The organism is Pseudomonas sp. AM4(2022), from assembly GCF_036346515.1.
In the GTDB taxonomy this organism is placed as follows: Bacteria; Pseudomonadota; Gammaproteobacteria; order Pseudomonadales; family Pseudomonadaceae; genus Aquipseudomonas; species Aquipseudomonas paracarnis.
Window position 1 is genome coordinate 36,336 of record NZ_JAOTNW010000004.1, and the last position, 23,834, is coordinate 60,169.

22 protein-coding genes are annotated in these 23,834 nt (G+C 60.5%); 13 read left to right on the top strand and 9 right to left on the bottom strand.

All coding sequences use genetic code 11. The features are described 5' to 3' along the window. Positions 1–19 precede the first annotated feature (19 nt). Positions 20–838 (bottom strand): posphoenolpyruvate synthetase regulatory kinase/phosphorylase PpsR, encoded by an 819-nt coding sequence (gene ppsR / locus ODQ19_RS06855; RefSeq protein ID WP_003193298.1) that lies wholly within the window; start codon positions 836–838, stop codon positions 20–22. Positions 839–1,016: 178 nt separating this feature from the next. Here ppsR and ppsA point away from each other — a divergent pair, with 178 nt between their 5' ends. The 8 genes from ppsA (at position 1,017) to ODQ19_RS06895 (ending at position 9,155) form a co-directional block, all read left to right on the top strand. After that, on the top strand, positions 1,017–3,392 hold the full coding sequence (gene ppsA, locus ODQ19_RS06860; protein WP_330209653.1) for a phosphoenolpyruvate synthase: 2,376 nt from the start codon (positions 1,017–1,019) through the stop codon (positions 3,390–3,392). A 106-nt stretch (positions 3,393–3,498) separates the two neighbouring features. Then, positions 3,499–4,488 (top strand): alpha/beta fold hydrolase, encoded by a 990-nt coding sequence (locus tag ODQ19_RS06865; protein ID WP_116667080.1) that lies wholly within the window; start codon positions 3,499–3,501, stop codon positions 4,486–4,488. A gap of 229 nt (positions 4,489–4,717) precedes the next feature. Next, a complete protein-coding gene (gene rraA / locus ODQ19_RS06870; RefSeq protein WP_014719488.1) occupies positions 4,718–5,209 on the top strand; it encodes a ribonuclease E activity regulator RraA in 492 nt (163 codons plus the stop codon). 25 nt (positions 5,210–5,234) lie between these two features. Further along, on the top strand, positions 5,235–6,230 hold the full coding sequence (locus ODQ19_RS06875; RefSeq protein WP_330209654.1) for a zinc transporter ZntB: 996 nt from the start codon (positions 5,235–5,237) through the stop codon (positions 6,228–6,230). Positions 6,231–6,316: 86 nt separating this feature from the next. Next, the gene (locus ODQ19_RS06880; RefSeq protein WP_014719486.1) at positions 6,317–6,562 is read left to right on the top strand and encodes a hypothetical protein; all 246 of its coding nucleotides are present in this window, start codon (positions 6,317–6,319) and stop codon (positions 6,560–6,562) included. A gap of 2 nt (positions 6,563–6,564) precedes the next feature. Further along, positions 6,565–7,389 carry a mechanosensitive ion channel family protein gene (locus tag ODQ19_RS06885; protein WP_003193288.1) on the top strand — a complete coding sequence of 275 codons (825 nt, stop codon included), beginning with the start codon at positions 6,565–6,567 and terminating at the stop codon, positions 7,387–7,389. 87 nt (positions 7,390–7,476) lie between these two features. Next, a complete protein-coding gene (sigX, locus tag ODQ19_RS06890; RefSeq protein ID WP_003193286.1) occupies positions 7,477–8,067 on the top strand; it encodes an RNA polymerase sigma factor SigX in 591 nt (196 codons plus the stop codon). 107 nt (positions 8,068–8,174) lie between these two features. Next, complete coding sequence (locus ODQ19_RS06895; RefSeq protein WP_003193285.1) at positions 8,175–9,155, top strand: OmpA family protein; 981 nt, start codon at positions 8,175–8,177, stop codon at positions 9,153–9,155. A 60-nt stretch (positions 9,156–9,215) separates the two neighbouring features. On the opposite strand, the gene cobA is transcribed toward ODQ19_RS06895, so the two are convergent. From cobA to ODQ19_RS06935, 8 genes are all read right to left on the bottom strand, one after another. After that, a complete protein-coding gene (gene cobA, locus ODQ19_RS06900) occupies positions 9,216–9,959 on the bottom strand; it encodes a uroporphyrinogen-III C-methyltransferase (RefSeq protein ID WP_330209655.1) in 744 nt (247 codons plus the stop codon). Between the two features lie 10 nt (positions 9,960–9,969). Further along, a complete protein-coding gene (locus tag ODQ19_RS06905; RefSeq protein ID WP_330209656.1) occupies positions 9,970–12,678 on the bottom strand; it encodes a nitrate reductase in 2,709 nt (902 codons plus the stop codon). After that, on the bottom strand, positions 12,678–12,995 hold the full coding sequence (nirD, locus tag ODQ19_RS06910) for a nitrite reductase small subunit NirD (protein ID WP_116667076.1): 318 nt from the start codon (positions 12,993–12,995) through the stop codon (positions 12,678–12,680). The genes ODQ19_RS06905 and nirD overlap by 1 nt, the downstream gene beginning before the upstream one ends. Then, positions 12,992–15,445 (bottom strand): nitrite reductase large subunit NirB, encoded by a 2,454-nt coding sequence (gene nirB, locus ODQ19_RS06915; RefSeq protein ID WP_330209657.1) that lies wholly within the window; start codon positions 15,443–15,445, stop codon positions 12,992–12,994. The genes nirD and nirB overlap by 4 nt, the downstream gene beginning before the upstream one ends. A 232-nt stretch (positions 15,446–15,677) precedes the next feature. Beyond that, entirely contained in the window at positions 15,678–17,345 is a 1,668-nt protein-coding gene (locus ODQ19_RS06920) for a bifunctional protein-serine/threonine kinase/phosphatase (protein WP_330209781.1), read from the bottom strand. Continuing rightward, on the bottom strand, positions 17,345–18,556 hold the full coding sequence (locus tag ODQ19_RS06925; RefSeq protein WP_330209658.1) for a nitrate/nitrite transporter: 1,212 nt from the start codon (positions 18,554–18,556) through the stop codon (positions 17,345–17,347). Before ODQ19_RS06925 ends, ODQ19_RS06920 begins: the two co-directional genes overlap by 1 nt. Positions 18,557–18,702: 146 nt before the next feature. Then, the gene (locus ODQ19_RS06930; protein ID WP_003193274.1) at positions 18,703–19,278 is read right to left on the bottom strand and encodes an ANTAR domain-containing response regulator; all 576 of its coding nucleotides are present in this window, start codon (positions 19,276–19,278) and stop codon (positions 18,703–18,705) included. A 13-nt stretch (positions 19,279–19,291) separates the two neighbouring features. After that, positions 19,292–20,491, bottom strand: coding sequence for a CmpA/NrtA family ABC transporter substrate-binding protein (locus ODQ19_RS06935; protein WP_330209659.1), 1,200 nt, complete (start codon positions 20,489–20,491; stop codon positions 19,292–19,294). Positions 20,492–20,737: 246 nt separating this feature from the next. On the opposite strand from ODQ19_RS06935, the gene ODQ19_RS06940 reads away from it, so the two are divergent. The 5 genes from ODQ19_RS06940 (at position 20,738) to ODQ19_RS06960 (ending at position 23,810) form a co-directional block, all read left to right on the top strand. Then, positions 20,738–21,469: a secretin N-terminal domain-containing protein gene (locus tag ODQ19_RS06940; protein ID WP_330209660.1), complete on the top strand. Its 732-nt coding sequence runs from the start codon at positions 20,738–20,740 to the stop codon at positions 21,467–21,469. A gap of 15 nt (positions 21,470–21,484) precedes the next feature. After that, positions 21,485–21,700, top strand: a complete 216-nt coding sequence (locus ODQ19_RS06945; RefSeq protein ID WP_003193267.1) for a FliM/FliN family flagellar motor switch protein — start codon at positions 21,485–21,487, stop codon at positions 21,698–21,700. 164 nt (positions 21,701–21,864) lie between these two features. Then, positions 21,865–22,254: a winged helix-turn-helix domain-containing protein gene (locus tag ODQ19_RS06950; RefSeq protein WP_116667070.1), complete on the top strand. Its 390-nt coding sequence runs from the start codon at positions 21,865–21,867 to the stop codon at positions 22,252–22,254. Further along, positions 22,241–22,708: a transglycosylase SLT domain-containing protein gene (locus tag ODQ19_RS06955; RefSeq protein WP_330209661.1), complete on the top strand. Its 468-nt coding sequence runs from the start codon at positions 22,241–22,243 to the stop codon at positions 22,706–22,708. Before ODQ19_RS06950 ends, ODQ19_RS06955 begins: the two co-directional genes overlap by 14 nt. An 82-nt stretch (positions 22,709–22,790) precedes the next feature. After that, positions 22,791–23,810 (top strand): quinone-dependent dihydroorotate dehydrogenase, encoded by a 1,020-nt coding sequence (locus ODQ19_RS06960; protein ID WP_116667068.1) that lies wholly within the window; start codon positions 22,791–22,793, stop codon positions 23,808–23,810. The last annotated feature ends 24 nt before the right edge of the window (positions 23,811–23,834 follow it).

A 23,834-nucleotide genomic window follows, 5' to 3' on the forward strand; every position in this document is an offset into this window, starting at 1 on the left:
TCAGATCAGGCGACAGAGATCACTTGAAGCGCCGCTCCACACCCTTCTCCACCAAAATCTTCGCCGAAATCTCTTCCACCGAAAAATGCGTGGAATTGATGTGCGCAATATTCTCTCTGCGGAACAGATTTTCTACTTCGCGTACTTCAAATTCACACTGGGCATAGCTGGAGTAGCGGCTGTTGGGCTTGCGTTCGTTGCGGATGGCGGTCAGCCGGTCCGGGTCGATAGTCAGGCCGAACAGCTTGTGTGAATGCGCGCGCAAGGCGGCGGGCAGGGTCAGGTGTTCCATGTCATCTTCGGTCAGCGGGTAGTTGGCCGCACGAATACCGAACTGCATGGCCATGTACAGGCAGGTGGGGGTCTTGCCGCAACGCGACACGCCCACCAGGATCAGATCGGCTTTGTCGTAATAGTGGGTGCGGGCGCCGTCGTCGTTATCGAGGGCGAAGTTCACCGCCTCGATGCGCTCCATATAGTTGGAGTTATGCCCGATGGAATGGGACTTTCCGACGGAATAGGACGAATGCTCACTCAACTCCTGTTCCAGCGGCGCCAGGAAGGTAGAGAAAATGTCGATCATGAAACCATTCGACGTTGCGAGAATCTCACGAATGTCTTGATTGACGATGGTGTCGAAAATGATCGGGCGAAAACCGTCTTTTTCAGCCGCCAGATTGATTTGTTGTACCATGGCCCGCGCTTTATCCACGCTGTCTATATAAGGCCGGGTGAATTTGGCGAAGGTAATGTTTTCGAACTGCGCGAGCAGGCTCTGGCCCAATGTTTCGGCTGTGATGCCGGTGCCGTCGGAAATAAAGAAAGCAGATCGTTTCATTTGAGCCCTGGGCCTTAAGCTGATGGCGAATCTTGGATATGATAGGCGCGATTTTGCCGTCCCGCAGTGGGCCGCATTCTCACTTATTTTCCAGGTCCAGGCCACAAGCGCTGGCGTTAGCTCCTACTGAGCAACCCGCGTCCTGAGCTTTTCCAACACAGAAAGTGGAGAGATCACCTTGGTAGAGTACGTAGTTTCCCTCGATAAGCTCGGCGTCCATGATGTAGAGCATGTGGGGGGCAAGAACGCATCCCTCGGCGAGATGATCAGTAATCTTGCAGGCGCTGGTGTCTCGGTGCCCGGTGGTTTCGCCACCACGGCCCAGGCTTACCGCGACTTCCTCGAGCTGAGCGGCCTCAACGCCCAGATCCACGCCGCGCTGGACGCTCTGGACGTCGATGACGTCAACGCCCTGGCCAAGACCGGCGCCCAGATCCGCCAGTGGATCATGGAAGCCGAGTTCCCCGAGAAGCTCAACGAAGAAATTCGCACCGCCTTCGCCACCCTGTCGGCCGGTAACCCGGACATGGCCGTCGCCGTGCGTTCCTCGGCCACCGCCGAAGACTTGCCGGACGCCTCCTTTGCCGGCCAGCAGGAAACCTTCCTCAACATTCGCGGCGTCGAAAACGTGATCCGCGCGGCCAAGGAAGTGTTTGCCTCCCTCTTTAACGACCGTGCGATTTCCTACCGCGTACACCAGGGGTTCGACCACAAGCTGGTGGCCCTGTCTGCCGGCGTGCAGCGCATGGTGCGTTCGGAAACCGGTACTGCTGGCGTGATGTTCACCCTGGATACCGAATCCGGTTTCCGTGATGTGGTGTTTATCACCGGCGCCTACGGCCTGGGCGAAACCGTCGTACAAGGCGCGGTCAACCCGGACGAATTCTACGTACACAAGGGCACCCTCGAAGCGGGCCGCCCGGCCATCCTGCGCCGTAACCTGGGCAGCAAGGCCATCAAGATGATCTACGGCGACGAGGCCAAGGCCGGTCGCTCGGTCAAAACCGTTGAAGTCGACAAGGCCGAGCGCGCGCGTTTCTGCCTGACCGACGCTGAAGTCAGCGAGTTGGCCAAGCAAGCGATGATCATCGAAAAGCACTACAAGTGCCCGATGGACATCGAGTGGGCCAAGGACGGTGACGACGGCAAGCTCTACATCGTGCAGGCGCGCCCCGAAACCGTGAAGAGCCGTACTTCGGCCAATGTCATGGAGCGCTACCTGCTCAAGGAAACCGGCACCGTGCTGGTGGAAGGCCGTGCCATTGGCCAGCGCATTGGCGCAGGCAAGGTGCGGATCATCAAGGACGTGTCCGAGATGGACAAGGTCCAGCCAGGTGATGTACTGGTTTCCGACATGACCGACCCAGACTGGGAACCGGTGATGAAGCGCGCCAGTGCCATTGTCACCAACCGTGGCGGGCGTACCTGCCACGCGGCGATCATTGCCCGTGAGCTGGGGATTCCGGCAGTCGTGGGTTGCGGCAACGCCACTCAACTGCTCAAGGATGGCCAGGGCGTGACCGTCTCCTGCGCCGAAGGCGATACCGGCTTTATCTTCGAAGGTGAGCTGGGCTTCGATATCAAGCAAAACTCCATCGACGCCATGCCCGACCTGCCGTTCAAGATCATGATGAACGTCGGCAACCCGGACCGCGCCTTTGATTTCGCGCAGTTGCCGAACGCCGGCGTGGGCCTGGCCCGCCTGGAATTCATCATTAACCGCATGATCGGCGTGCACCCCAAGGCACTCCTGAACTATGACGGCCTGCCGCTGGACATCAAGGAAAGCGTCGACAAGCGCATCGCCGGCTACAACGACCCGGTAGGTTTCTACGTCGAGAAACTGGTTGAAGGCATCAGCACCCTGGCTGCGGCGTTCTACCCGAAAAAGGTCATCGTGCGCCTGTCGGACTTCAAGTCCAATGAATACGCGAACCTGATCGGCGGTAAGCTCTACGAGCCGGAAGAAGAAAACCCGATGCTGGGTTTCCGCGGCGCCTCGCGTTACATCAGCGAAGCCTTCCGTGACTGCTTCGAGCTCGAATGCCGTGCGCTCAAGCGTGTACGCAACGAGATGGGCCTGACCAACGTCGAGATCATGGTGCCGTTCGTGCGCACCCTGGGCGAAGCGAGCCAAGTGGTGGACCTGCTGGCCGAAAACGGTCTGACCCGTGGCGAGAACGGCCTGCGCGTCATCATGATGTGCGAATTGCCGTCCAACGCCATCCTGGCTGAAGAGTTCCTGGAGTTCTTCGACGGTTTCTCCATCGGCTCCAACGACCTGACCCAGTTGACCCTGGGCCTGGACCGCGACTCGGGGATCATCGCCCACCTGTTCGACGAGCGTAACCCAGCGGTCAAGAAGCTGTTGGCCAACGCCATCCAGGCCTGTAACAAGGCTGGCAAGTACATCGGTATCTGCGGCCAAGGCCCTTCGGACCACCCTGACCTGGCCAAATGGCTGATGGAACAGGGGATCGAGAGCGTTTCGTTGAACCCCGATTCCGTGCTGGAAACCTGGTTCTTCCTGGCTGAAGGCCAAGCGCCCGCTTAAGATCGCCTGGTCAAAAGTGCCGGTCACTCGTTGCGGGTGACCGGCATTCTTATCTGTACAGGGCGGGAATCCTTGCGGACGCCGCCCTTTTTTGTGCAAGAGCATTATGCAAAGCAGCAGCAATCTGTTTCCCGTCGCCCTGATCAGCGCTGAACGTCGGGGCGACCTGAGTGAAGACGTCTACCGACTCAAACCCGGTAACAGTCCAGACGGCACCGTCGAGCTGGCAGTTACCCGTTTGGGCCTGGCCGATGTCCCGGTAAACCGGGGCACGCCGATTATTTTATTGCATGGCAGTTTTTCCAATCGGCGTTTCTGGTATTCGCCAAAAGGCATCGGTCTGGGGGCTTACCTGGCGCGTCGCGGATTCGATGTGTGGATCCCGGAAATGCGCGGCCATGGCTTGTCCAAGCGCAATCACGACTACGCCAGAAACCGTGTCGCCGATTACGCGCGCTACGATTTGCCGGCCGTGGGGGCGTTTGTGTCTGAGCAAAGCGGGCAGATTCCGCACTGGATCGGGCATTCCCTCGGCGCCACCACCTTGGCTGCGGCCTTGGGCGGGCAGCACTTGGATGCCTCTGCGGTGGCGTCGGTGGCGTTGTTCGGCTGCCAGGTCAGTCGTACCCACTGGCCGTTGAAAATTCCACCGGTGGAGTGGGGCGGTCGCTTTATCCTCAAGCGCCTTGCCCACCTGTCGGGCCCACGCTTCAAGCGTGGGCCCGAGGACGAACCGGCCGGCGTGATGATCGAAGCGATGCGTTGGAACGGCCTGTTCGGCCGGTTTGGCGACGCCGAGCATGACTGGTGGAAAGGCTTGGCGCAGGTCGATGTGCCGCTGTTGGCGGTGAGCGCAGCGGGCGACCGGCAAGACCCGGACTGGGCCTGTCGCAAGCTCTTCGAGCAAGTGGGCAGCGAGCATCGCCAGTACCTGTGCCTGGGACGTCAGCAAGGGTTCAGCGAGGATTTCGGCCATGTGCAGATGCTGGTCAGCAAATCCGCACAGGCCCAAGTGTGGCCTTTGGTCGAGCGCTGGTTGAACGACCCGCTGACCCCGTTATTCGGCACGCAGCCAGAGGTGTCCGCAGCGGTTTGACGAAACGCTCTACCGAGGGCGTTTCACTCTTGAATGGTTGCGGCTAAGATATGACGCGCCACGCGGTTCTGGTCATATTCAGTCGCGCAACGTGTATTGCGTTGCGCTGATCGTGGTTTGATCATGGCCGCCGCCAACGTGCAGGCGCTTAAAGAATGCCTGTCGCCGGGCGTTTTCTTGATGTACACCGTGGATGTTCGACCTCTTCTTTGATGACAGGAGTTTCTCGATGAACCATTACGTGACCCCCGACCTGTGTGACGCCTACCCGGAGCTGGTGCAGGTAGTGGAGCCGATGTTCAGCAACTTCGGTGGCCGAGACTCCTTTGGCGGCGAGATTGTCACCCTCAAGTGCTTCGAGGATAACTCCCTGGTCAAGGCGCAGGCTGACCTGCCGGGTGCTGGCAAAGTGCTGGTGGTCGACGGTGGTGGTTCCCTGCGCTGCGCGTTGCTGGGTGACATGATTGCCGAGAAAGCCGCGAAAAATGGTTGGGAAGGGCTGGTGATCTACGGGTGCATCCGTGATGTCGACGTCATCGCCCAGACCGACTTGGGCGTGCAGGCTCTGGCCTCTCATCCGAAAAAAACCGACAAGCGCGGCCTTGGCGACCTGAACGTCCCGGTGACATTCGCAGGCGTGACGTTCCGCCCCGGTGAGTACATTTATGCCGACAACAACGGGGTGATCGTGTCACCCAGCCCGCTGAAAATGCCTGAATAAACTGAAGCAACCGATCGGGGTGAGGATGTTCGAAGAAGAAAACGCGCAATGGGGGCTGGTGCATGCCCTGGTGCTGGACGGTAAAGGCGGTGCGCGTTCGATTGCCCGGACTGAGCTCGATGATTTGCAGTTGCAGCCCCAGGAAAGCCTGTGGCTGCACTGGGATCGCAGCCATCCTCAAACCCAGACCTGGCTGCGCAAAGCCAGCGGCCTGAGCGAGTTTGCCTGTGACCTGCTGCTGGAGGAGAACACCCGCCCACGCTTGTTGCCGCTGCCGGACGCCGAATTGCTGTTGTTTTTGCGCGGGATCAATCTCAACCCAGGCGCGGAGCCAGAAGACATGGTGTCGGTGCGCATCTTCGCCGCCGCCAACCGAGTGATCTCCCTGCGTTTGCGCCCCTTGCGCGCTACCGATGAGTTGCTGGTGCAACTGGCAGACGGCAAAGGCCCCAAGACGGCGTCTGAACTCATCCTTTATATGGCTCAGTACCTGACCAACAAAGTGCAGGATCTGGTCGCTGGCTTGTCTGAAATCGTCGATTCCGAGGAAGAAAAACTCGATGCCGACGAACGGTATACCCCGGAGCACGGCAGCGTTCTGCAGATCCGTCGAAGAGCCGCCGGACTCAAGCGCTTCCTGGCCCCCCAGCGGGATATTTTCGCCCAGCTGACACGAATCAAATTGGCGTGGTTCTGCGACGACGATGCCGACTATTGGAACGAACTGCACAACAGCCTGACCCGTTACCTGGAAGAGCTTGAATTGGCCAGAGAGCGCGTGGGGCTTGTGCTGGAGGCTGAAGACCGGCGCTTGAGCCTGCGCATGAGCCGCACCATGTACCGCTTCGGGATCATCACCGGGATCTTCTTGCCGATGAGTTTTCTTACCGGTTTGCTCGGTATAAATGTGGGCGGCATCCCGTTCTCTGCCAGCCCTTATGGATTCATGATTGCGTGCCTGTTGATGGTGTCTGTGGCACTGGGGCAATGGTGGCTGTTTCGACGATTGCGCTGGGTTTGACCTGAATATGACCTGAACGTAAGAAAGGGCCGATGTGACCCGATGAATTTTACCCTCGTCTTTTAAATCACTTGCGAGAGGTCTCTATGCACGATCCGTTCGAACAGTCTTTGCGTGACATGCTCAATGCTTCGCCATCCAACCGTGATGACGATGCCTGCCTGGGCCGCGTACTGAAAACCGCCAACCGTCAGGTAGGGGCGGGGGACCTGTTCGGTCTGCTCGGGCGTTGGTTGCCGGCGTTGATGATGGCCCTGAACAACGGTTCGGCCCATGTGTCACCGGTTTCCCGTCGTAAACCTCTTGCTAGCACTGCTGATAAGGCTGATTGAATATGGAACTTGATCTCTGGACCCAGAGCCTGGTCACCGCGATGACCGCATTGTGGACCAAGGTGGCGAATTTCATTCCCAACCTGTTTGGTGCCCTGGTCCTGGTATTGCTGGGTTTTGTCGTGGCCAAGTTGCTCGATACCCTGCTGTCCAAATTGCTCGCCAAACTGGGCCTCGATCGTCTGATGGCCGGCACTGGCCTGACCAAATTGCTCGGCCGCGCGGGGTTGCAGGTTCCGATTTCGACCCTGATCGGCAAGATCGTCTATTGGTTCGTTCTACTTATTTTTCTGGTTTCTGCAGCGCAGTCCCTTGGACTTGAGCGAGTTTCAGCTACGCTCGACATGCTGGCACTGTATTTGCCGAAAGTTTTCGGCGGCGCGCTGGTGCTGCTGGTGGGGGTTTTACTCGCGCAACTGGCCAACGGGCTGGTGCGTGGGGCCGCCGAAGGCGTGGGGTTGGACTACGCGGCAGGCCTGGGGCGAATCGCCCAGGGACTGGTGATCATCATCAGTATTTCTGTCGCGATCAGCCAGTTGGAGGTCAAGACTGACCTGCTCAACCACGTGATTGTGATTGTTTTGATTACCGTTGGTCTGGCAGTTGCGCTGGCCATGGGGTTGGGAAGCCGGGAAATTGCCGGTCAGATTCTTGCGGGAATCTATGTGCGTGAGCTGTATCAAGTTGGGCAACAGGTGCGTGTGGGCGAGGTCGAAGGGCAAATCGAGGAGATCGGCACAGTCAAGACGACCGTGCTGACCGATGACGGGGAACTGGTGTCGCTGTCCAACCGGATTCTCCTGGAGCAGCAGGTCAGTAGCCGCTAATCCGGCAAATCCTGCTAATGTACGCCGCCGCAAACCCGGGTGACCGGGTTGCAGCGGACATTGACCTGACTGTCGGCACGACTTGTTTTGAATAAAGCCCAAACGCTGTCCACGCGCTATGACCCCCGTGAGCTCTCTGATGAGGAGTTGGTCGCGCGCTCGCACACGGAGCTGTTTCACGTAACACGCGCGTACGAAGAATTGATGCGCAGGTATCAACGCACTCTGTTCAACGTTTGTTCAAGGTATTTGGGGAACGATAGAGACGCGGATGATGTCTGTCAGGAAGTGATGCTCAAGGTGCTATACGGCCTGAAGAACTTCGAGGGCAAATCGAAGTTCAAGACCTGGCTGTACAGCATCACGTACAACGAGTGCATCACGCAGTATCGGAAGGAACGGCGAAAGCGTCGCTTGATGGACGCTTTGAGTCTGGACCCCCTTGAGGAGGCGTCTGAAGAGAAGGCGCCGGCACCCGAGGAAAAGGGCGGACTTGATCGCTGGTTGGTGCATGTGAACCCGATTGACCGCGAAATTCTGGTGCTTCGATTTGTCGCAGAGCTGGAATTTCAGGAAATCGCTGACATCATGCATATGGGTTTGAGTGCTACAAAAATGCGGTACAAGCGTGCTCTTGATAAATTACGTGAGAAATTTGCGGGCGAGACTGAAACTTAGTGCGTAGCAAATATCTCTTACGTGTAGGCAAGTTCTGTTAGACTTGTCGCCGAGTTGTCCCCCGGTTTGTGGGACTGCTTTACAATCACCAGATGGGGATTTAACGGATGAAACTGAAAAACACCTTGGGCTTGGCCATTGGTTCTCTTATTGCCGCTACTTCTTTCGGCGTTCTGGCACAAGGCCAAGGCGCAGTTGAAGGCGAGCTGTTCTACAAGAAGCAGTACAACGATAGCGTTAAGCACATCGAAGACGGCTTCAACCCAGGCGCTCGCATTGGTTACTTCCTGACCGACGATCTGTCGTTGAATCTGTCGTACGACAAGACCAACCACACCCGTTCGAACGACGGCACTGGCAACCAGAAGATCAAAGGTGACACTGGCAGCCTCGTTGCTCAGTACCACTTCGGTCAGGCTGGCGTTGATAGCCTGCGTCCATACGTTGAAGGCGGTTTCGGCCACCAGAGCCGTGGCAACGTGCGCGCTGACGGCCACACCGGTCGCGATCAGACCACTTTCGCTACCATCGGTACCGGCGTGAAGTACTACTTCACCAACAACCTGTACGCTCGTGCTGGTGTTGAAGCTGACTACGGTCTGGACAACGGCAAGTGGGACTACTCCGCACTGGTCGGCCTGGGCGTGAACTTCGGCGGTAACGCTGGCGCAGCTGCTCCAGCTCCTACCCCAGCACCAGCTCCAGAGCCAGTTCCAGAGCCAGAAGCTCCGGTTGCTCAGGTTGTTCGTGTTGAGCTGGACGTTAAGTTCGACTTCGACAAGGCCGTTGTTAAGCCTAACAGCTACGGCGACGTTAAAAACCTGGCCGACTTCATGGCTCAGTACCCAGCTACCAACGTAGAAGTTGCTGGTCACACTGACTCCGTAGGTCCAGACGCTTACAACCAGAAGCTGTCCCAGCGTCGTGCTGACGCTGTTAAGCAAGTCCTGGTTAAAGACGGCGTTGCTCCTAGCCGTGTAACTGCTGTAGGTTACGGCGAATCCCGCCCAGTTGCTGACAACGCAACTGAAGCTGGTCGCGCTGTTAACCGTCGCGTAGAAGCGTCGGTTGAAGCTACCGCTCAGTAATTACTGAGTAGTAAAGAAAAGCCCGGCTCAGGCCGGGCTTTTTTTCGCCTGCGATTTGCTTCAGGCGCTTACCGCAGTGGCGATGCTAGCCATCTGTGCGGCTCCGGCAACCTGGCCAATCACCAGGATGGCCGGGCTCTTCAGTGCAAAGGTTTTTGCCGCTTCATGCATGGCCGTCAGGGAGCTGCGGCATTCGCGTTGTTGGGGCAATGAAGCGTTTTCGATCATTGCCACCGGCATATCCGCAGCCATGCCACCGTTGAGTAACTGCTCGCGGATTTCTTCCAGCTTCGCCACGCCCATATACACCACCAGCGTGGTCCCACCTTCAGCCAGTGCGCGCCAATTCAGACTGCTGTCATCCTGGGTATGCGCCGTGACCAAGGTCACTCCACGGCTCACGCCACGCAAGGTCAACGGGATATCGCACTGGGTCGCCCCGGCCAGCCCGGAGGTGATGCCATTGACCAATTCCACCTCGACTCCACGCTCGCGCAGCCAGGTTGCCTCCTCGCCACCGCGGCCAAAAATACACGGGTCACCGCCTTTAAGGCGTACAACGCACTTGCCCTGGCGTGCATAACGCAACATCAGGCGGTGAATGAAATCCTGCGGGGTAGAGCGACATCCCCCGCGCTTGCCGACGGTAATCACCCGAGCGCTGGCGCAATGTTCCAGTACTGCCGGGTTGACCAGATCATCAATCAGCACGACGTCCGCTGCCTGCAGAGCCCGGACCGCTTTCAGGGTCAGCAACTCCGGGTCACCCGGTCCTGCGCCTACCAGCCACACTTTTGCGCTCATGTTGTTCCCCTTACACACTGATGGCGATTGGCTGCGGGTTGCTGGCCAAAAGACGTTTGATTTCCGGCACGCAGGAGCCGCATTGGGTGCCGCAGCCTAGGGCCTGTTTGAGGCCATCCAGGTCCAGGCCGCTGCCGATACCGGCACACACGGCGCTTTCGCTGACGTTCTTGCAGTTGCACACAATCTTGTTGCTGGCCGTGGTACCGCCCGGTGGCGCGCTCAAGGGCGCCAGCAACCAGCGCCGCAGTTGCTCGTCGGCCCGGCCTTCCAGCCATAGGCTTTGCAGCCAGTGACGGGCCAGGGTTTCGCCGGCCAGGCGCAGGGCGGTGATGCGACCTTTCTCGATTTTTACGCGCTTGCCGATTGAGCGGCGTGGGTCGTCATAGGCCATTACCGGGCCGTCGTTGAGGCCCAGAAGGTGGTCGATACGGGTCAACAGTTGCAGGTCGGGCGCCTCGGTATGCGCGGCGCGCACCAGCAGCGCGGGGCGTTCACGGCCAGCCAGGCTCAGGCTGACATAGGCAAAGGTTTCACACAGTGGACGCAGGGCTTCGAAGTGCTGCTGCACATCGCCTTCGATCAGCGCAAACAGCTGCCATGGCAGTTGCACTGCTTCCAGGCGCACGCCGCTGTGCTTGAGCTCCGGCTGCTTGGACAAAGGGTCGAACGCCGGTTGAGTGACGGTATTAACGCCGCCCTTGAGAAAGCGGTCGCCCCAGTGCATGGGCAGGAACGCTTGGCCGGGGCGCACACTGTCATCGCTGTCGACGGCGACGATCACACTGCCGCGACGGCTTTTCAGGCTGACCAGGTCACCCTCTTTGAAGCGGTGGCGGCGCAGCTCATCCGGATGCAGGCTCAACAGCGCCTCACTGACGTGCCCGAACAACTGCGCGGCGGTGCCAGTGCGGCTCATGCCGTGCCATTGATCCCGCAGGCGACCGGTGATCAGGGTCAGGGGAAATCGCGCATCGCGCTGTTCCTTGGCGGCGCGATAAGGCTCGGCGACAAACTGCGCCCGGCCAGTGTCAGTAGGGAAAATGCCGTCGGTGTACAAGCGCGACGTACCCGCTTGCGCACCCTCGGGAAACGGCCACTGCTGCGGGCCGAGCTGGTCGAGCAGGGCGTGGTTGATGCCGGACATATCCAGGTCACGGCCTTGAGTCAGTGGTTTGAATTCATCAAACAGCTGCGCCGCTTGCTCAAAGGCGAACAGGCTCGGCAATCCTGGACGCAGACGGCGCTCCAGGCGCTGTGCGAAATCCACCGTGATCGCCCAGTCCGCGCGTGCTTCTCCGGGTGGGTTGATGGCGCGGCGCACGTGGGAAATACGCCGCTCGGAGTTGGTCACCGTGCCGTCTTTTTCACCCCAACTGGCGGCGGGCAGTAGCAGGTCGGCATAGGCGGCGGTTTCGGTGGTCCGAAACGCTTCCTGCAACACCACGAACGGGCACGCGGCCAAGGCGGCGCGCACTGAGTTCTGGTCGGGCAAGGATTGTGCGGGGTTGGTACAGGCGATCCACAGTGCCTTGATCTTGCCAGCCTGCACCTGTTCAAACAGTTCGATGGCGGTAAGGCCGGTGGTCGCCGGCAGTTGCTCCACGCCCCAGTAGGCCGCCACTTCAGCGCGGTGTTCAGGGTTGGCCGCGTCGCGGTGGCCCGGCAGCAAGTTGGATAGGCTGCCGGTTTCGCGCCCACCCATGGCGTTCGGTTGGCCGGTCAGGGAAAACGGCCCGCAGCCCGGCCGGCCAATGGTCCCCGTGGCTAAATGCAGGTTGATCAAGGCACTGTTTTTGGCGCTGCCAGCGGTGGATTGGTTAAGCCCCATGCACCACAGCGACAAAAAGCTGCTGGAGGTGCCGACCCACTGCGCGCACAGGCGCAACTGTTCGACGCTGATGCCGCACAGCTGCGTGACCATCTGCGGCGTGTAGTCATGCACCAGGCGCTTGAGTTCGGCCAAGCCGTCGGTGTGGGCCTGGATAAACGCGCGGTCGATCCAGTCTTCCCACAGCAGTAAATGCAAAATCCCGTGGAACAACGCCACATCCGTTCCCGGCAAGATGGCCAAGTGCAGGTCGGCCAAGTCGCAAGTGTCGGTACGCCGAGGGTCAATCACCAGCACTTTCATCTGCGGACGTTGCGCCTTGGCTTGCTCCAGGCGTCGGAACAATACCGGATGGGCGTAAGCCATATTGCTGCCGACGATCATCACGCAGTCGCTGTTTTCCAAGTCCTCATAACTGCACGGCGGCGCATCGGCGCCCAGGCTGCGCTTGTAGCCGACCACCGCCGAAGACATGCACAGCCTAGAGTTGCTATCGATATTGTTAGTGCCCACCAACGCCCGCGCCAGCTTGTTGAAGCTGTAGTAGTCCTCGGTCAACAGTTGCCCGGAAATATAGAACGCCACACTGTCGGGCCCGTGTTCGGCAATGGTATCGGCGAATACGTTGGCCGCGTGTTCCAGGGCGGTGTCCCAGTCAGTGCGGGTGCGTGCCAGCTCTTTGCCCAAGCGTAGTTGCGGGTAAAGAGCACGGGCGCTCAAGTCGCCGGTCAGGTGCAGGCTCGCGCCTTTGCTGCACAACTTGCCGAAGTTGGCCGGATGGTTGGGGTCGCCTTGCACCCCCAGGATCTGCTCGCCGTCATGCTCGATCAGCACGCCGCAGCCCACCCCGCAATAACAGCAGGTGGACGCGGTGGTCTGGCGGTTCATCAACCCGCGTCCCGCAGGGCCAGCATCACCCGACCGTTTTCGACACGGGCCTGATGATGGTGGGCGCAGCCGACATCCGGGGCCTGGGCTTGGCCAGTCGCCAGGTCGATCTGCCAGTTATGCAGCGGGCAGGCCACCCGCTTGCCGTAGATCAAGCCTTGGGACAGCGGCCCGCCTTTGTGTGGGCAGCGGTCGTCGAGGGCAAAGACGTCATCGTCACTGGTGCGAAAAATCGCGATGTCACCTTTGGGCCCGCTGATGATGCGCGAGCCCAGGGTATTGATTTCATCGAGGGCGCAGATATCCAGCCAGTTCATAGCGAGACCTCCAGTTGTTTGACGGGGATCACGTCGAATTCCTTTTTCAGCAGCGGCTGTTCCAGGCGTTCCTTCCACGGGTCCTGCTCGAATGACAACGAGAACTGCAAACGCTCATTGAGGGCCTGGCGGCGCGCCGGGTCTTCCAGCACAGCCTTCTTGATATGCTCCATGCCCACCCGCTGCAGGTAGTGCACGGTGCGCTCCAGATAGAAGGCTTCTTCGCGGTATAGCTGCAGGAAGGCGCCGTTGTATTCGCGCACTTGCTCGGCGGTTTTCACCTTGACGAAGAACTCCGCGACTTCAGTCTTGATCCCGCCGTTGCCGCCGATGTACATCTCCCAGCCCGAGTCGACCCCGATAATGCCTACGTCCTTGATGCCCGCTTCCGAGCAGTTGCGTGGGCAACCGGAAACCGCCAACTTGACCTTGTGGGGCGACCACATGTTGAACAGGTCATGCTCCAGCTCGATGCCCAGTTGCGTCGAGTTCTGCGTGCCGAAGCGGCAGAACTCGCTGCCCACACAGGTTTTGACGGTGCGGATGGATTTGCCATAGGCATGCCCGGACGGCATATCCAGGTCCTTCCATACCCCTGGCAAGTCCTGCTTCTTGATACCGAGCAAGTCAATGCGCTGGCCGCCGGTGACCTTGACCATCGGCACGTTGTACTTGTCGGCCACATCGGCGATGCGGCGCAGCTCCGAAGGGTTGGTCACACCGCCCCACATCCGTGGGACTACAGAGTAGGTGCCGTCTTTCTGAATATTGGCGTGGGCCCGTTCGTTGATCAGTCGCGATTGCGGGTCGTCCTTGGCCTCGCCCGGCCAAGTCGAAATCAGGTAATAGTTGAGCGCGGGGCGGCAGGTGGCGCAGCCATTGGGGGTGCGCCAGTTCAGGTAGCGCATGGTGCTGTCGATGGTCAGCAGGTGCTGCTCGCGGATGGCCTGGCGGATCTGCCCGTGATTGAGGTCGCTGCAGCCGCAGATGGCTTTTTCGCTTTTGGGTTTGACGTCCGCCGCGCCGCCCACGGTGTTGATCAGGATCTGCTCAACCAGCCCGGCACAGGAACCGCAGGAACTGGCGGCCTTGGTGTGTTTTTTCACCTCATCGACACTGAACAACCCTTGTTCCTGGATCGCCTTGACGATGGTGCCCTTGCACACGCCATTGCAGCCGCAGACTTCGGCGTTGTCGGCCATGCTCATGGCTTTGTCCTGGCCTTGGTGGCCGACATCGCCGAGTGCATTTTCACCAAACATCAGGTGATCGCGGATTTCACCGATGGCGTGGTTCTCACGGATCTGGCGGAAATACCAGCCGCCATCGGCGGTATCGCCGTACAGGCAGGCACCGACCAGGATGTCGTCCTTGATCACCAGCTTCTTGTACACGCCGCCAATCGGGTCAGAGAGGGTGATGGTCTCGGTGCCTTCGCCGCCCATGAAGTCGCCAGCGGAGAACAGGTCGATGCCGGTGACTTTCAGCTTGGTCGAGGTTACCGAGCCCTTGTAAGTGGCAAAACCCAATTGGGCCAGGTGGTTGGCGCAGACCTTGGCCTGTTCGAACAAGGGCGCCACCAGGCCATAGGCGATGCCGCGATGGCTGGCGCATTCACCGATCGCATAGATGCGCGGGTCGTAGGTTTGCATCGTGTCGTTGACCAGGATCCCACGGTTGCAGGGGATGCCGGACTTTTCCGCGAGTTCGGTGTTGGGGCGGATGCCGGCAGCCATCACCACCAGGTCGGCGGGGATGATGTCGCCATTCTTGAACTGCACCGAGCCGACGCGGCCATTGCCGGCGTCGTGCAGGGCCTGGGTGTGCTCGCACAGGCGGAACACCAGGCCGCGGCTCTCCAGTTCGGTTTGCAGTAGCTGGCCGCTGGTCTTGTCCAGTTGCCGCTCCAGCAGCCATTCACCGATGTGCACCACCGTCACGTGCATGCCGCGCAGCATCAGGCCGTTGGCCGCTTCCAGGCCGAGCAGGCCGCCGCCGATCACCACCGCATGCTTGTGGGTCTTGGCGGTGTCGATCATCGCTTGGGTGTCGGCAATGTCACGGTAGCCAATCACGCCCTGCAACGTGTTGCCGGGAATCGGCAGGATAAACGGCGTGGACCCGGTGGCGATCAGCAGGCGGTCGTATTCGGCCTCGGTGCCGTCTTCGGCGATGACTTTGCGCTTGACCCGGTCGATCTGCACCACCTTGCGGTTGAGCAGCAGCTTGACGTTGTTGTTCAGGTACCAATCCAGGTCGTTGAGCACGATCTCTTCGAAGGTTTGCTCGCCAGCCAGTACCGGCGACAGCAGGATGCGGTTGTAGTTGGTGTGAGGCTCGGCGCCGAACACGGTAATGTCGTACAGCTCGTTGCTCAGCTTGAGCAGTTCTTCAAGGGTGCGAACCCCGGCCATGCCGTTGCCGATCATCACCAGTTTGAGTTTTTTCATGTCGTTCTCCGCAATGGCTCGACAAATCGTGCGCAAACAAAAAAGGCGTCCCCGCTAGTCAGCTAGCGAGGACGCCTTTGTCCTGGTCCCGTTCTCTCGGGAAGCTCGACCCTTCGTCGTTGAAGGAGCGGCTATATGTGGGGTGTTGAGAACGTTAATGCAGCAGCTGTGCCAAGTCCCTATAGCCCAGGATTACTGGGCGTTTACACAGAGAATCGGCGGATTCTGCCCGTTAGTGGTGCATCAGCCAGTACAGCAGCACCAGATTGAGTAGCAGCGACGCCATCGCCAGGGTCTGCCAGACTTTCAAGGGTTCGCGTTCGAGCAAGGGGCGTGGGCGTACGCTCAATTCGCGGCGATCGGCCTGCTCCAGCACCAACAGCCATTCTTCGGCGGTTTCATAACGCTGGGCCGGGACAGCGGTCACCGCTCGTTCCAGGCTGTGTGGCAACCACTCCGGCAAGTCGGGGCGATAACGGCTGGCGCTGACGGGCTGGGAAAACCTGGGTCGTTGGAAGGCCTCGATTTCACCGTAGGGGTAATGCCCGGTCAGCAGGTAATACAAGGTCACGCCGACGCTATACAAATCCTGTTGTGCCGTAGGCTGCTCGCCAGCGAATGCCTCGGGCGCGATAAAACTCGGGGTGCCGGGCAGCAGGTGGGCACGGTCCTCGGAGAGCCCGGGACAATAGGCCAGACCGAAGTCCAGCACTCGCAGTTCGCCATCTTCTCCCAGCAGCAGGTTTTCCGGCTTGATGTCGCGGTGCAGGATCTGCCGGCGATGCAGCAGGCCCACGGCGCGCAGCAAGCGTTCTGCAATGGACTGCCATTGTGCCAACGGCAGCGGGCCCTGTTGTTGGAACAGTTGGGCCAGGGTTTGCCCGGCGTATTCGCGCATCACGTAGTACAAATGCTGACGGCCACTGGCGGCATGCACTTCGGGAAAGGCACGGCCGGCGACTCGACGCAGAAACCATTCCTCCGATAACAACGCCTGGGCCGCATTGGTATCGTCGCAACGTAACGGCAAGGTCTTGAGCAGCCAGGGTTGCCCCTGGGCGTCGTGCACGCGGTACAGCAACGACTGGCGACTCTGCGCCAGCACGCTTTGCACCTGCCAGCCTTCAAAGGTTTGCCCGACTTTCAGCGGTGGCGGCAGTGGCCATTGCTGCAACTGCACCAGGGCGTCGCCGAGGGTGGCCGCGCCGAGGTGGTCGATGCGCACCAGCAAGGCGCTGGCGTTGTCTTGGCTACCCGCCAGGTGGGCGGCGCTGACCAGTGTGTTGACGGCCAGCTCGAGGTCGCTTTGTTCGCGCAGGATCGCGCCGATGCTGTGATCGCCCAGCGTGGCCCACACCCCATCGCTGAGCAATAGGAAACTCTCGCCCTCGCGCAGTTGGCCATCGAGGAAGTCCAGCACCAGATGTTGATCCAGCCCGAGGGCGCGCTTGAGCACATGCTGCATGCCCGGTTGTTCCCACACATGGTCTTCGCTGATGCGTTGCAACTCGCCGTCAAACCAACGATACGCCCGGCAATCACCGACATGGGCCAGGGTGAAGCGCTGGCCACGAAACACCAGGGCGCTCAGGGTGGTGAGCAACGGCTGCCCGCCGCCGTTGGCTTGCAACCAGCGATTCTGCGCCAGCAACAGACGCTCCAGGGCCTGGGCCACGCCCCAGGTCTGTGGCGTGGCGTAGTAGTCCAGGGCCAGGGCCTGCACGGTCGAGCGTGCGGCCAGGCCACCGTCGGCGCACTGGCTGACGCCATCGGCCAGTGCGCACAGGTAGCCTTTGCTCGCGGCCAGTTCCGCCATGGGCGTGACCACCCGCAGCGCGTCCTGGTTTTCGCTGCGCGGGCCGATGGCACTGGCCTGGGCGACGCTCAGTCGTAGGCTCATCAGACGCGGGCGGCAGTCACGGCGGCCGAACCCCAAGTGGTTCTCCAGCGCCGCTTCACCCCATGCAGGCCGAACCAGGCCAGCACACCGAGGCTGGCGAACATCCATAGGGCCAGTTGATAGCTGCCAGTGCTCTGCTTGATGGCGCCCATGCCCGCCGCGAGGGCGAAGCCGCCGATGCCACCGGCCATGCCGATCAGGCCGGTCATGACGCCGATCTCACTGCGAAAACGCTGCGGCACCAATTGGAATACCGCGCCATTGCCGGCGCCCAGGCCGAGCATGGTGCAGACAAAAAGCGCCAAGGCTGCGTAGGAGCTGGGCAAGTTGAACCCCACTGCCGCAATGCAAATCACCGCCACGCTGTACATGCCGAGCAGGGTCTTGATCCCGCCGAACCGGTCTGCCAGGGCGCCACCCAATGGGCGCATCAGGCTGCCGCCGAACACACAGGCGGCGGTGTAGTAGCCGGCGGTCACCGGGCTCAGGCCATATTGGTCGTTGAAGTAGCCGGGCAGGGCGCTGGCCAGGCCGATAAACCCGCCGAAGGTCACGCTGTAGAAGAACATGAACCACCAGCTGTCGCGGTCGCCCAGGGCCTTGAAATAGTCGGCCATGGATTTGGCTTTCGGCCGTTCAGGCGCATTGCGCGCAAGCCAGGCGAATACGATCAGGGTCAGCACCAGTGGGATCAGCGCAAAGCCGAACACATTGCTCCAGCCGAACGCAGCCGCCAGCACCGGTGCCAGCAAGGCGGCAAACACGGTGCCGGAGTTACCGGCGCCGGCGATGCCCATGGCTTTGCCCTGGTGCTCCGCCGGATACCACTGTGACGCCAAGGGCAGGGCGACCGCGAAGGACGCACCGGCCATGCCCAGGAACATGCCCAGCAGCAGCGCTTGTTCGTAGCTGTGGATCCCCAGTTTCCAGGCGCAGAACAGCGCCACGATCACAATCACCTGGCCAATCAGCCCGGCAGTCTTGGGCGACAGCTTGTCGGCCAGCATCCCCATCAAAAAGCGCAGCACCGCGCCCGCCAGGATCGGGGTGGCCACCACCAGGCCGCGCTGCTGGGTGGTCAAGTGCAAGTCAGCGGCAATTTGCACCGCCAGGGGGCCCAGCAGGTACCAGACCATGAAGCTCAGGTCGAAATACAGGAACGCGGCAAACAGGGTCGGGGTGTGCCCGGATTTCCAGAAGCTTGATTTCATCACGCACCTCAACGGTTGGGGGTCTAGAAACGAAAAAACGCCGCCACCGGGTTCGCGAGGGCAAACCGGGTGGGCGACGTCTTTGTCGTGAAGGGGCAACCGCCGTTGGCTACCTGTGATAATTCTTTAGCAAGAGCTGAGCCACATCAGCCGAGCAACTCGCTCATGGCAATAATCTGCTCCGCCACCTGGATCAGTTTCTGTTGACGGCTCATGGCCTGGCGGCGCATCAGGGTGTAGGCCTCTTCTTCGTTACAGCTCTTCATCTTCATCAGCAGGCCCTTGGCCAACTCGATGCGCTTGCGTTCGGCCAGTTGCTGGTCGCGGGCATGAAGCTGGGCGCGCAGGGCCTGGTCACTCTCGAAGCGCGCCATGGCCACATCGAGGATCGGTTGCAGGCGCTGGGCCTGGATGCCTTCGACGATATAGGCACTGACGCCGGACTTGATGGCCTGGCGCATCACATTCGGGTCGTGCTCGTCGGTGAACATCACGATGGGCCTTGGCTGATCGCGGCTGACCAGCACCACTTGCTCCATCACATCGCGCCCGGGTGACTCGGTATCGATCAGGATCACATCAGGGCGCACTGTTTCGACGCGTGCAGGCAGGTCGATGGTCAAGCCGGACTCATCGATCACCTCGAAGCCGGCCTCGGTCAATGCGGCCTTGAGGCGCCCGACTTTGCGCGGGGTGTCGTTGATCAACAGGATTCGCAGCATCGTCGGGCTCCTGTCAGCGCAGCGCTTGGCGATTGGCATCATCGGCCAAGGCGTGAAGGTGGAAGCTGCGGGCGTAGCCAGCGGGGTCGCTGCCGTCCCAGGTCTTGCCGTCGAGCAACTGGCTGCGGCGCATGTCCGAGTTGCCTGCGGTAATGCCCAGCGCGGCGGCTGCCTCACGATACAGCGCCAGTTGCTGCACCTGCCGGGCGACGCCTTGATAGTCCGGGTCTTCACGCAGCAAGCCCCAGCGCCGGAACTGGGTCATGAACCACATGCCATCGCTGAGGTAAGGCAGGTTCACCTCGCCGTCGGCGAAAAAGCGCAGTGCATGGGGATCCTGCCAGTGGTTGCCCAGGCCGTCGTCATAGTGCCCCAGCAAGCGCGGTTCGATGCAAGCCACAGGCGCATCGAGGTATTCAGGGGCACTGAGCAACTGGGCGGTAGAGCGGCGGTTTTCAAGGCTCTGCTCGATAAACCGGCTGGCTTCGAGGATCGTCATGACCAGCATGCGCGCGGTATTGGGGTACGCGTCCACGAAGGCTTGGGTACAGCCCAGGACTTTTTCCGGATGGTCCGGCCAGATCGCCTGGCTGGTCGCCAGAGTAAAGCCCTGGTTCTGTTGCACTGCGCTGGCGCACCAGGGTTCGCCCACGCAAAGTCCGTCGATACGTCCGGCTTGCAGGTGCGCGACCATTTGCGGCGGCGGCACTACCACACTGTTCACATCCTGCAATGGATGAATGCCTTGGCTCGCCAGCCAGTAATACAGCCACATGGCGTGGGTGCCGGTGGGAAACGTCTGCGCGAAGGTCAGTTTTGTCCGGCTTTGGTGCACATGGCGCTTCAACGCCTCAGGAGTGATCACCCCTTGCTGTTGCAGTCCGTGGGACAGGTTGATGCCCTGGCCATTCTGGTTCAGCCCCATCAGCACCGCCATGGGGCTGGGGGCGACGCCGCCGATGCCCAGGTGTACGGCATAAATAAGACCATAGAGACTGTGGGCGGCGTCCAGTTCACCGCTGACCAGCTTATCGCGCAGGTTGGCCCAGGACGCCTGGCGCTTGAGGTTGAGTGTGAGGCCGTAGGGTTGGGCGAAGCCCTGGGTGGCGGCGACCACCAACGAGGCGCAATCGGTCAGGGCCATGAACCCAAGGTCCAGGCTGCTCTTTTCCGGGGCATCGCTGCCGTTTACCCAAGCCAGCGGATCGTTCATCAATACCTGCCTTTTCTGAAAAAAAAAGCGCCGTTTCCCAGCTTGGCGTATAGGCCATTGCAGGGGAACGACGCCTTTGTCCGTAGGCCCGTGCCGCCTTTGGTGCGGGCTTGATACAGAGTGCATAGCAAGGCACATGCCATGGGTGGGCCGGTGCAACTGGCCGTCAGCTTTCCATCATGATTGAACCTCGTGCGCCTCGCAGTATGGCCGCTTCTTCAGGCCAGACCGCCAGGCATACCCACGGTGCACGCTGATTACCTCGCAACCCTCAATTGCCGCTGGCTGTACAGCGCGCTGCTGTGCGCCGCGCTGTTGCTGGGCAGTGGCACGGCCTGCGGCGCGGTGTTGCCGCTCTACGCCGCCGCCGACGCGAGAAGCTCGGCGGTGGTGCTGAGGCACATTTCCGTTAATAGGCTGCGCGGCATCATGCGCCGTGCGGGGCTGGATGAACCACGCTACCCCCTGCGTGAACACGGCGCGGGTACGTTCTATGTGACCGGGCCTCCCGGCTATGTCGACCAGGTGTTGCGCCTCGCTCAACGGATGGACCGACCCCCTCGCAAGGTGCCAGAGCGCGCCCCGGTATTCGGCGTGGTGAAAGTGATCAATGTCCTCGTAGACGATCACCTGCAGGGCGCGGGTGCCAACAGGGTCCTTGCACCGGGCATGGCTTCAATGATCAAAGCTGGGCTATCCCAGGCGCAGAAGGACCAACTGGCCGATGGCCGCCTTGTGTTAATGGCTTATCCGGATACCAACAGTCTGTTGATCAAGGGGCTGCCTGACCAAGTGAAGGTTATCGAAAAACGGGTGGCCGAGTTGGATGTCGCCCAGCCGCGGGATGAAACCTCGCCGGGGCAGGCGCACGCTGTCGGTGACGAGGTGCAACTGGCCGGCTCACCTCAGTTGACCGCCGCGCAATACGAGCACGTGCGACGTGCGTTCCTGCGAGCGGACCAAGAGTTTTCCCCCTGAAAAAGGCGTTTGTCCATGCACCTGGAAATACTGCTGCAGGAGCAACTGATCAGCCGCAAGCGTTTGGCCGCATTCGCACCAGGGAAGGTGCTGCCCTTGGACCCAGGCGTAACCCGCTGTGTGGAGGTGCGGGTCAATGGGCAACTGATGGCGGTGGGAGAGTTGGTGCAGTTGGAGGATCGGTTAGGGGTTGAATTGCAGGAAACCTTTCAGGAGTGGCTGCCGCGATAAGGGTGCGAGCGAATTATCTGACCGGCCTCGGCCCAAAAAAGGCAAATGAATGGGTTTTTTCCTAACGCAGGTACGGGGGCCGATTTTTATAGTCATGCCAATGGCAGATGAGTTGGTTCACACAGTATGGATTTGAATGTCGGCAGTCGACTACAGAGGTGCGTATGGCCGTCGTAATGGATGAAACGACGACGTCCCTGGTCTTCGCTCGTTGGACCTTGCACGGCGATGGCCGGTTGACGGGCGTGGAGGCGGATATTCAGTTGCCTCCCAAGGAGGGGCATGTGCTGCGGTTGCTGCTGGCCTCCGGCGGCGCGCTGATGACCAAGGATCGCTTGCTGGAACTGGCCTGGCCTCGGGGGGAAGTGGCCGATGAGTCACTCACGCGGTGTATCTATTCCCTGCGCAAGCACTTGAGGGCCGACAAAGGCTTTATCAAGACTATTTATGGCAAGGGTTATCGCTTTACATGCCCGGTCCGCACGGGTGATCAACCCAGGGCAGTGGTGCACGTGTGCGCCGTCTGTGGTCAGGCCAGCAATGTTCAGGGTTAAGGCATGGGGCAAAGGCCTGGCGCTCGGCGTATCGATGGGCTGCAACCCGGCATGGGCCTATTGCTGGGAAGAGGCGGCCAGCCGCCACGACCTTGAGCCGCAATTGCTGCAGGCTATCGCGTCGGTCGAATCGGGTTACCGGGCGCAAGCGATGAATTACACCAACCGCAATGGCACGCGGGACATCGGCTTGATGCAAATCAACAGCATCCACTTGCCTCGTTTGCTCAAGAAGGGCATTACCGAAGAACGGCTGTTGACTGAGCCTTGCCTGTCGGTAGAAGTAGGCGCCTCGATTCTTGCCGAATTTATCCAGCGCTTTGGCTACAACTGGACGGCGGTGGGGGCTTACAACGTGGGGCCTGGGCCCGGTCCTCAGCGTGAGGCATTACGCCTGCGCTACGCCGAAAGGATCTGGGTGCGTTATGAGGCGTTGATGGCGCAACGTCAATGAGATCGGGCGCGCCTCGCATGCAGGCCGCCACCCCGGCTATAATCAGCGCCACCTTTTGCCGCCATCCGAGTCTAGCCCGCCCATGTATACCCTGGCCCGCCAGCTGTTGTTCAAACTCTCCCCGGAAACCTCCCACGATCTGTCTCTGGACCTGATCGGTGCCGGTGGCCGTCTGGGGCTCAATGGCCTGGTATGCAAGGCACCGGCGAAAGTGCCAGTGTCGGTGATGGGGCTCGACTTCCCCAACCCGGTCGGTCTGGCTGCCGGCCTGGACAAAAACGGCGCGGCCATCGACGGGTTTGCGCAACTGGGGTTCGGCTTTGTCGAAATCGGCACCGTGACCCCACGGCCGCAACCGGGCAACCCCAAGCCCCGCATTTTCCGGCTGCCGGAAGCGGAGGCGATCATCAATCGCATGGGCTTCAACAACCTCGGCGTCGACCATCTGCTGTCGCGGGTTCAGGCGGCAAAGTACACCGGCATTCTGGGTATCAACATTGGCAAGAACTTTGACACGCCCGTGGAACGTGCGGTGGAGGACTATCTGATATGCCTGGACAAGGTCTACGAACACGCCAGCTATGTCACCGTCAACGTCAGCTCGCCCAACACCCCGGGCCTGCGCAGCCTGCAATTTGGTGATTCCCTCAAGCAACTGCTCGAAGCCTTGCGCCAGCGCCAGGAAGACCTGGCCGTGCGTCATGGCAAGCGTGTGCCGCTGGCCATCAAGATCGCGCCGGACATGAGCGATGAAGAAACCGTCCTGGTGGCCCAGGCCCTGGTGGATTCAGGGATGGACGCGGTGATTGCGACCAACACCACCCTCAGCCGCGTGGGCGTCGAAGGCCTGGCCCATGGTGACGAGGCGGGCGGCTTGTCGGGCGCGCCGGTGCGGGACAAGAGCACCCATATCGTCAAAGTGCTGGCGGCCGAGTTGGCTGGGCGTTTGCCGATCATCGCGGTGGGCGGTATCACCGAAGGCAAACACGCGGCTGAGAAGATCGCGGCCGGCGCCAGCCTGGTGCAGTTGTACTCCGGCTTCATCTACAAAGGCCCGGCATTGATTCGCGAGTCGGTGGATGCCATCGCTGCCTTGCGCTGATCAGGCAATAAAAAGGGCTCCGTA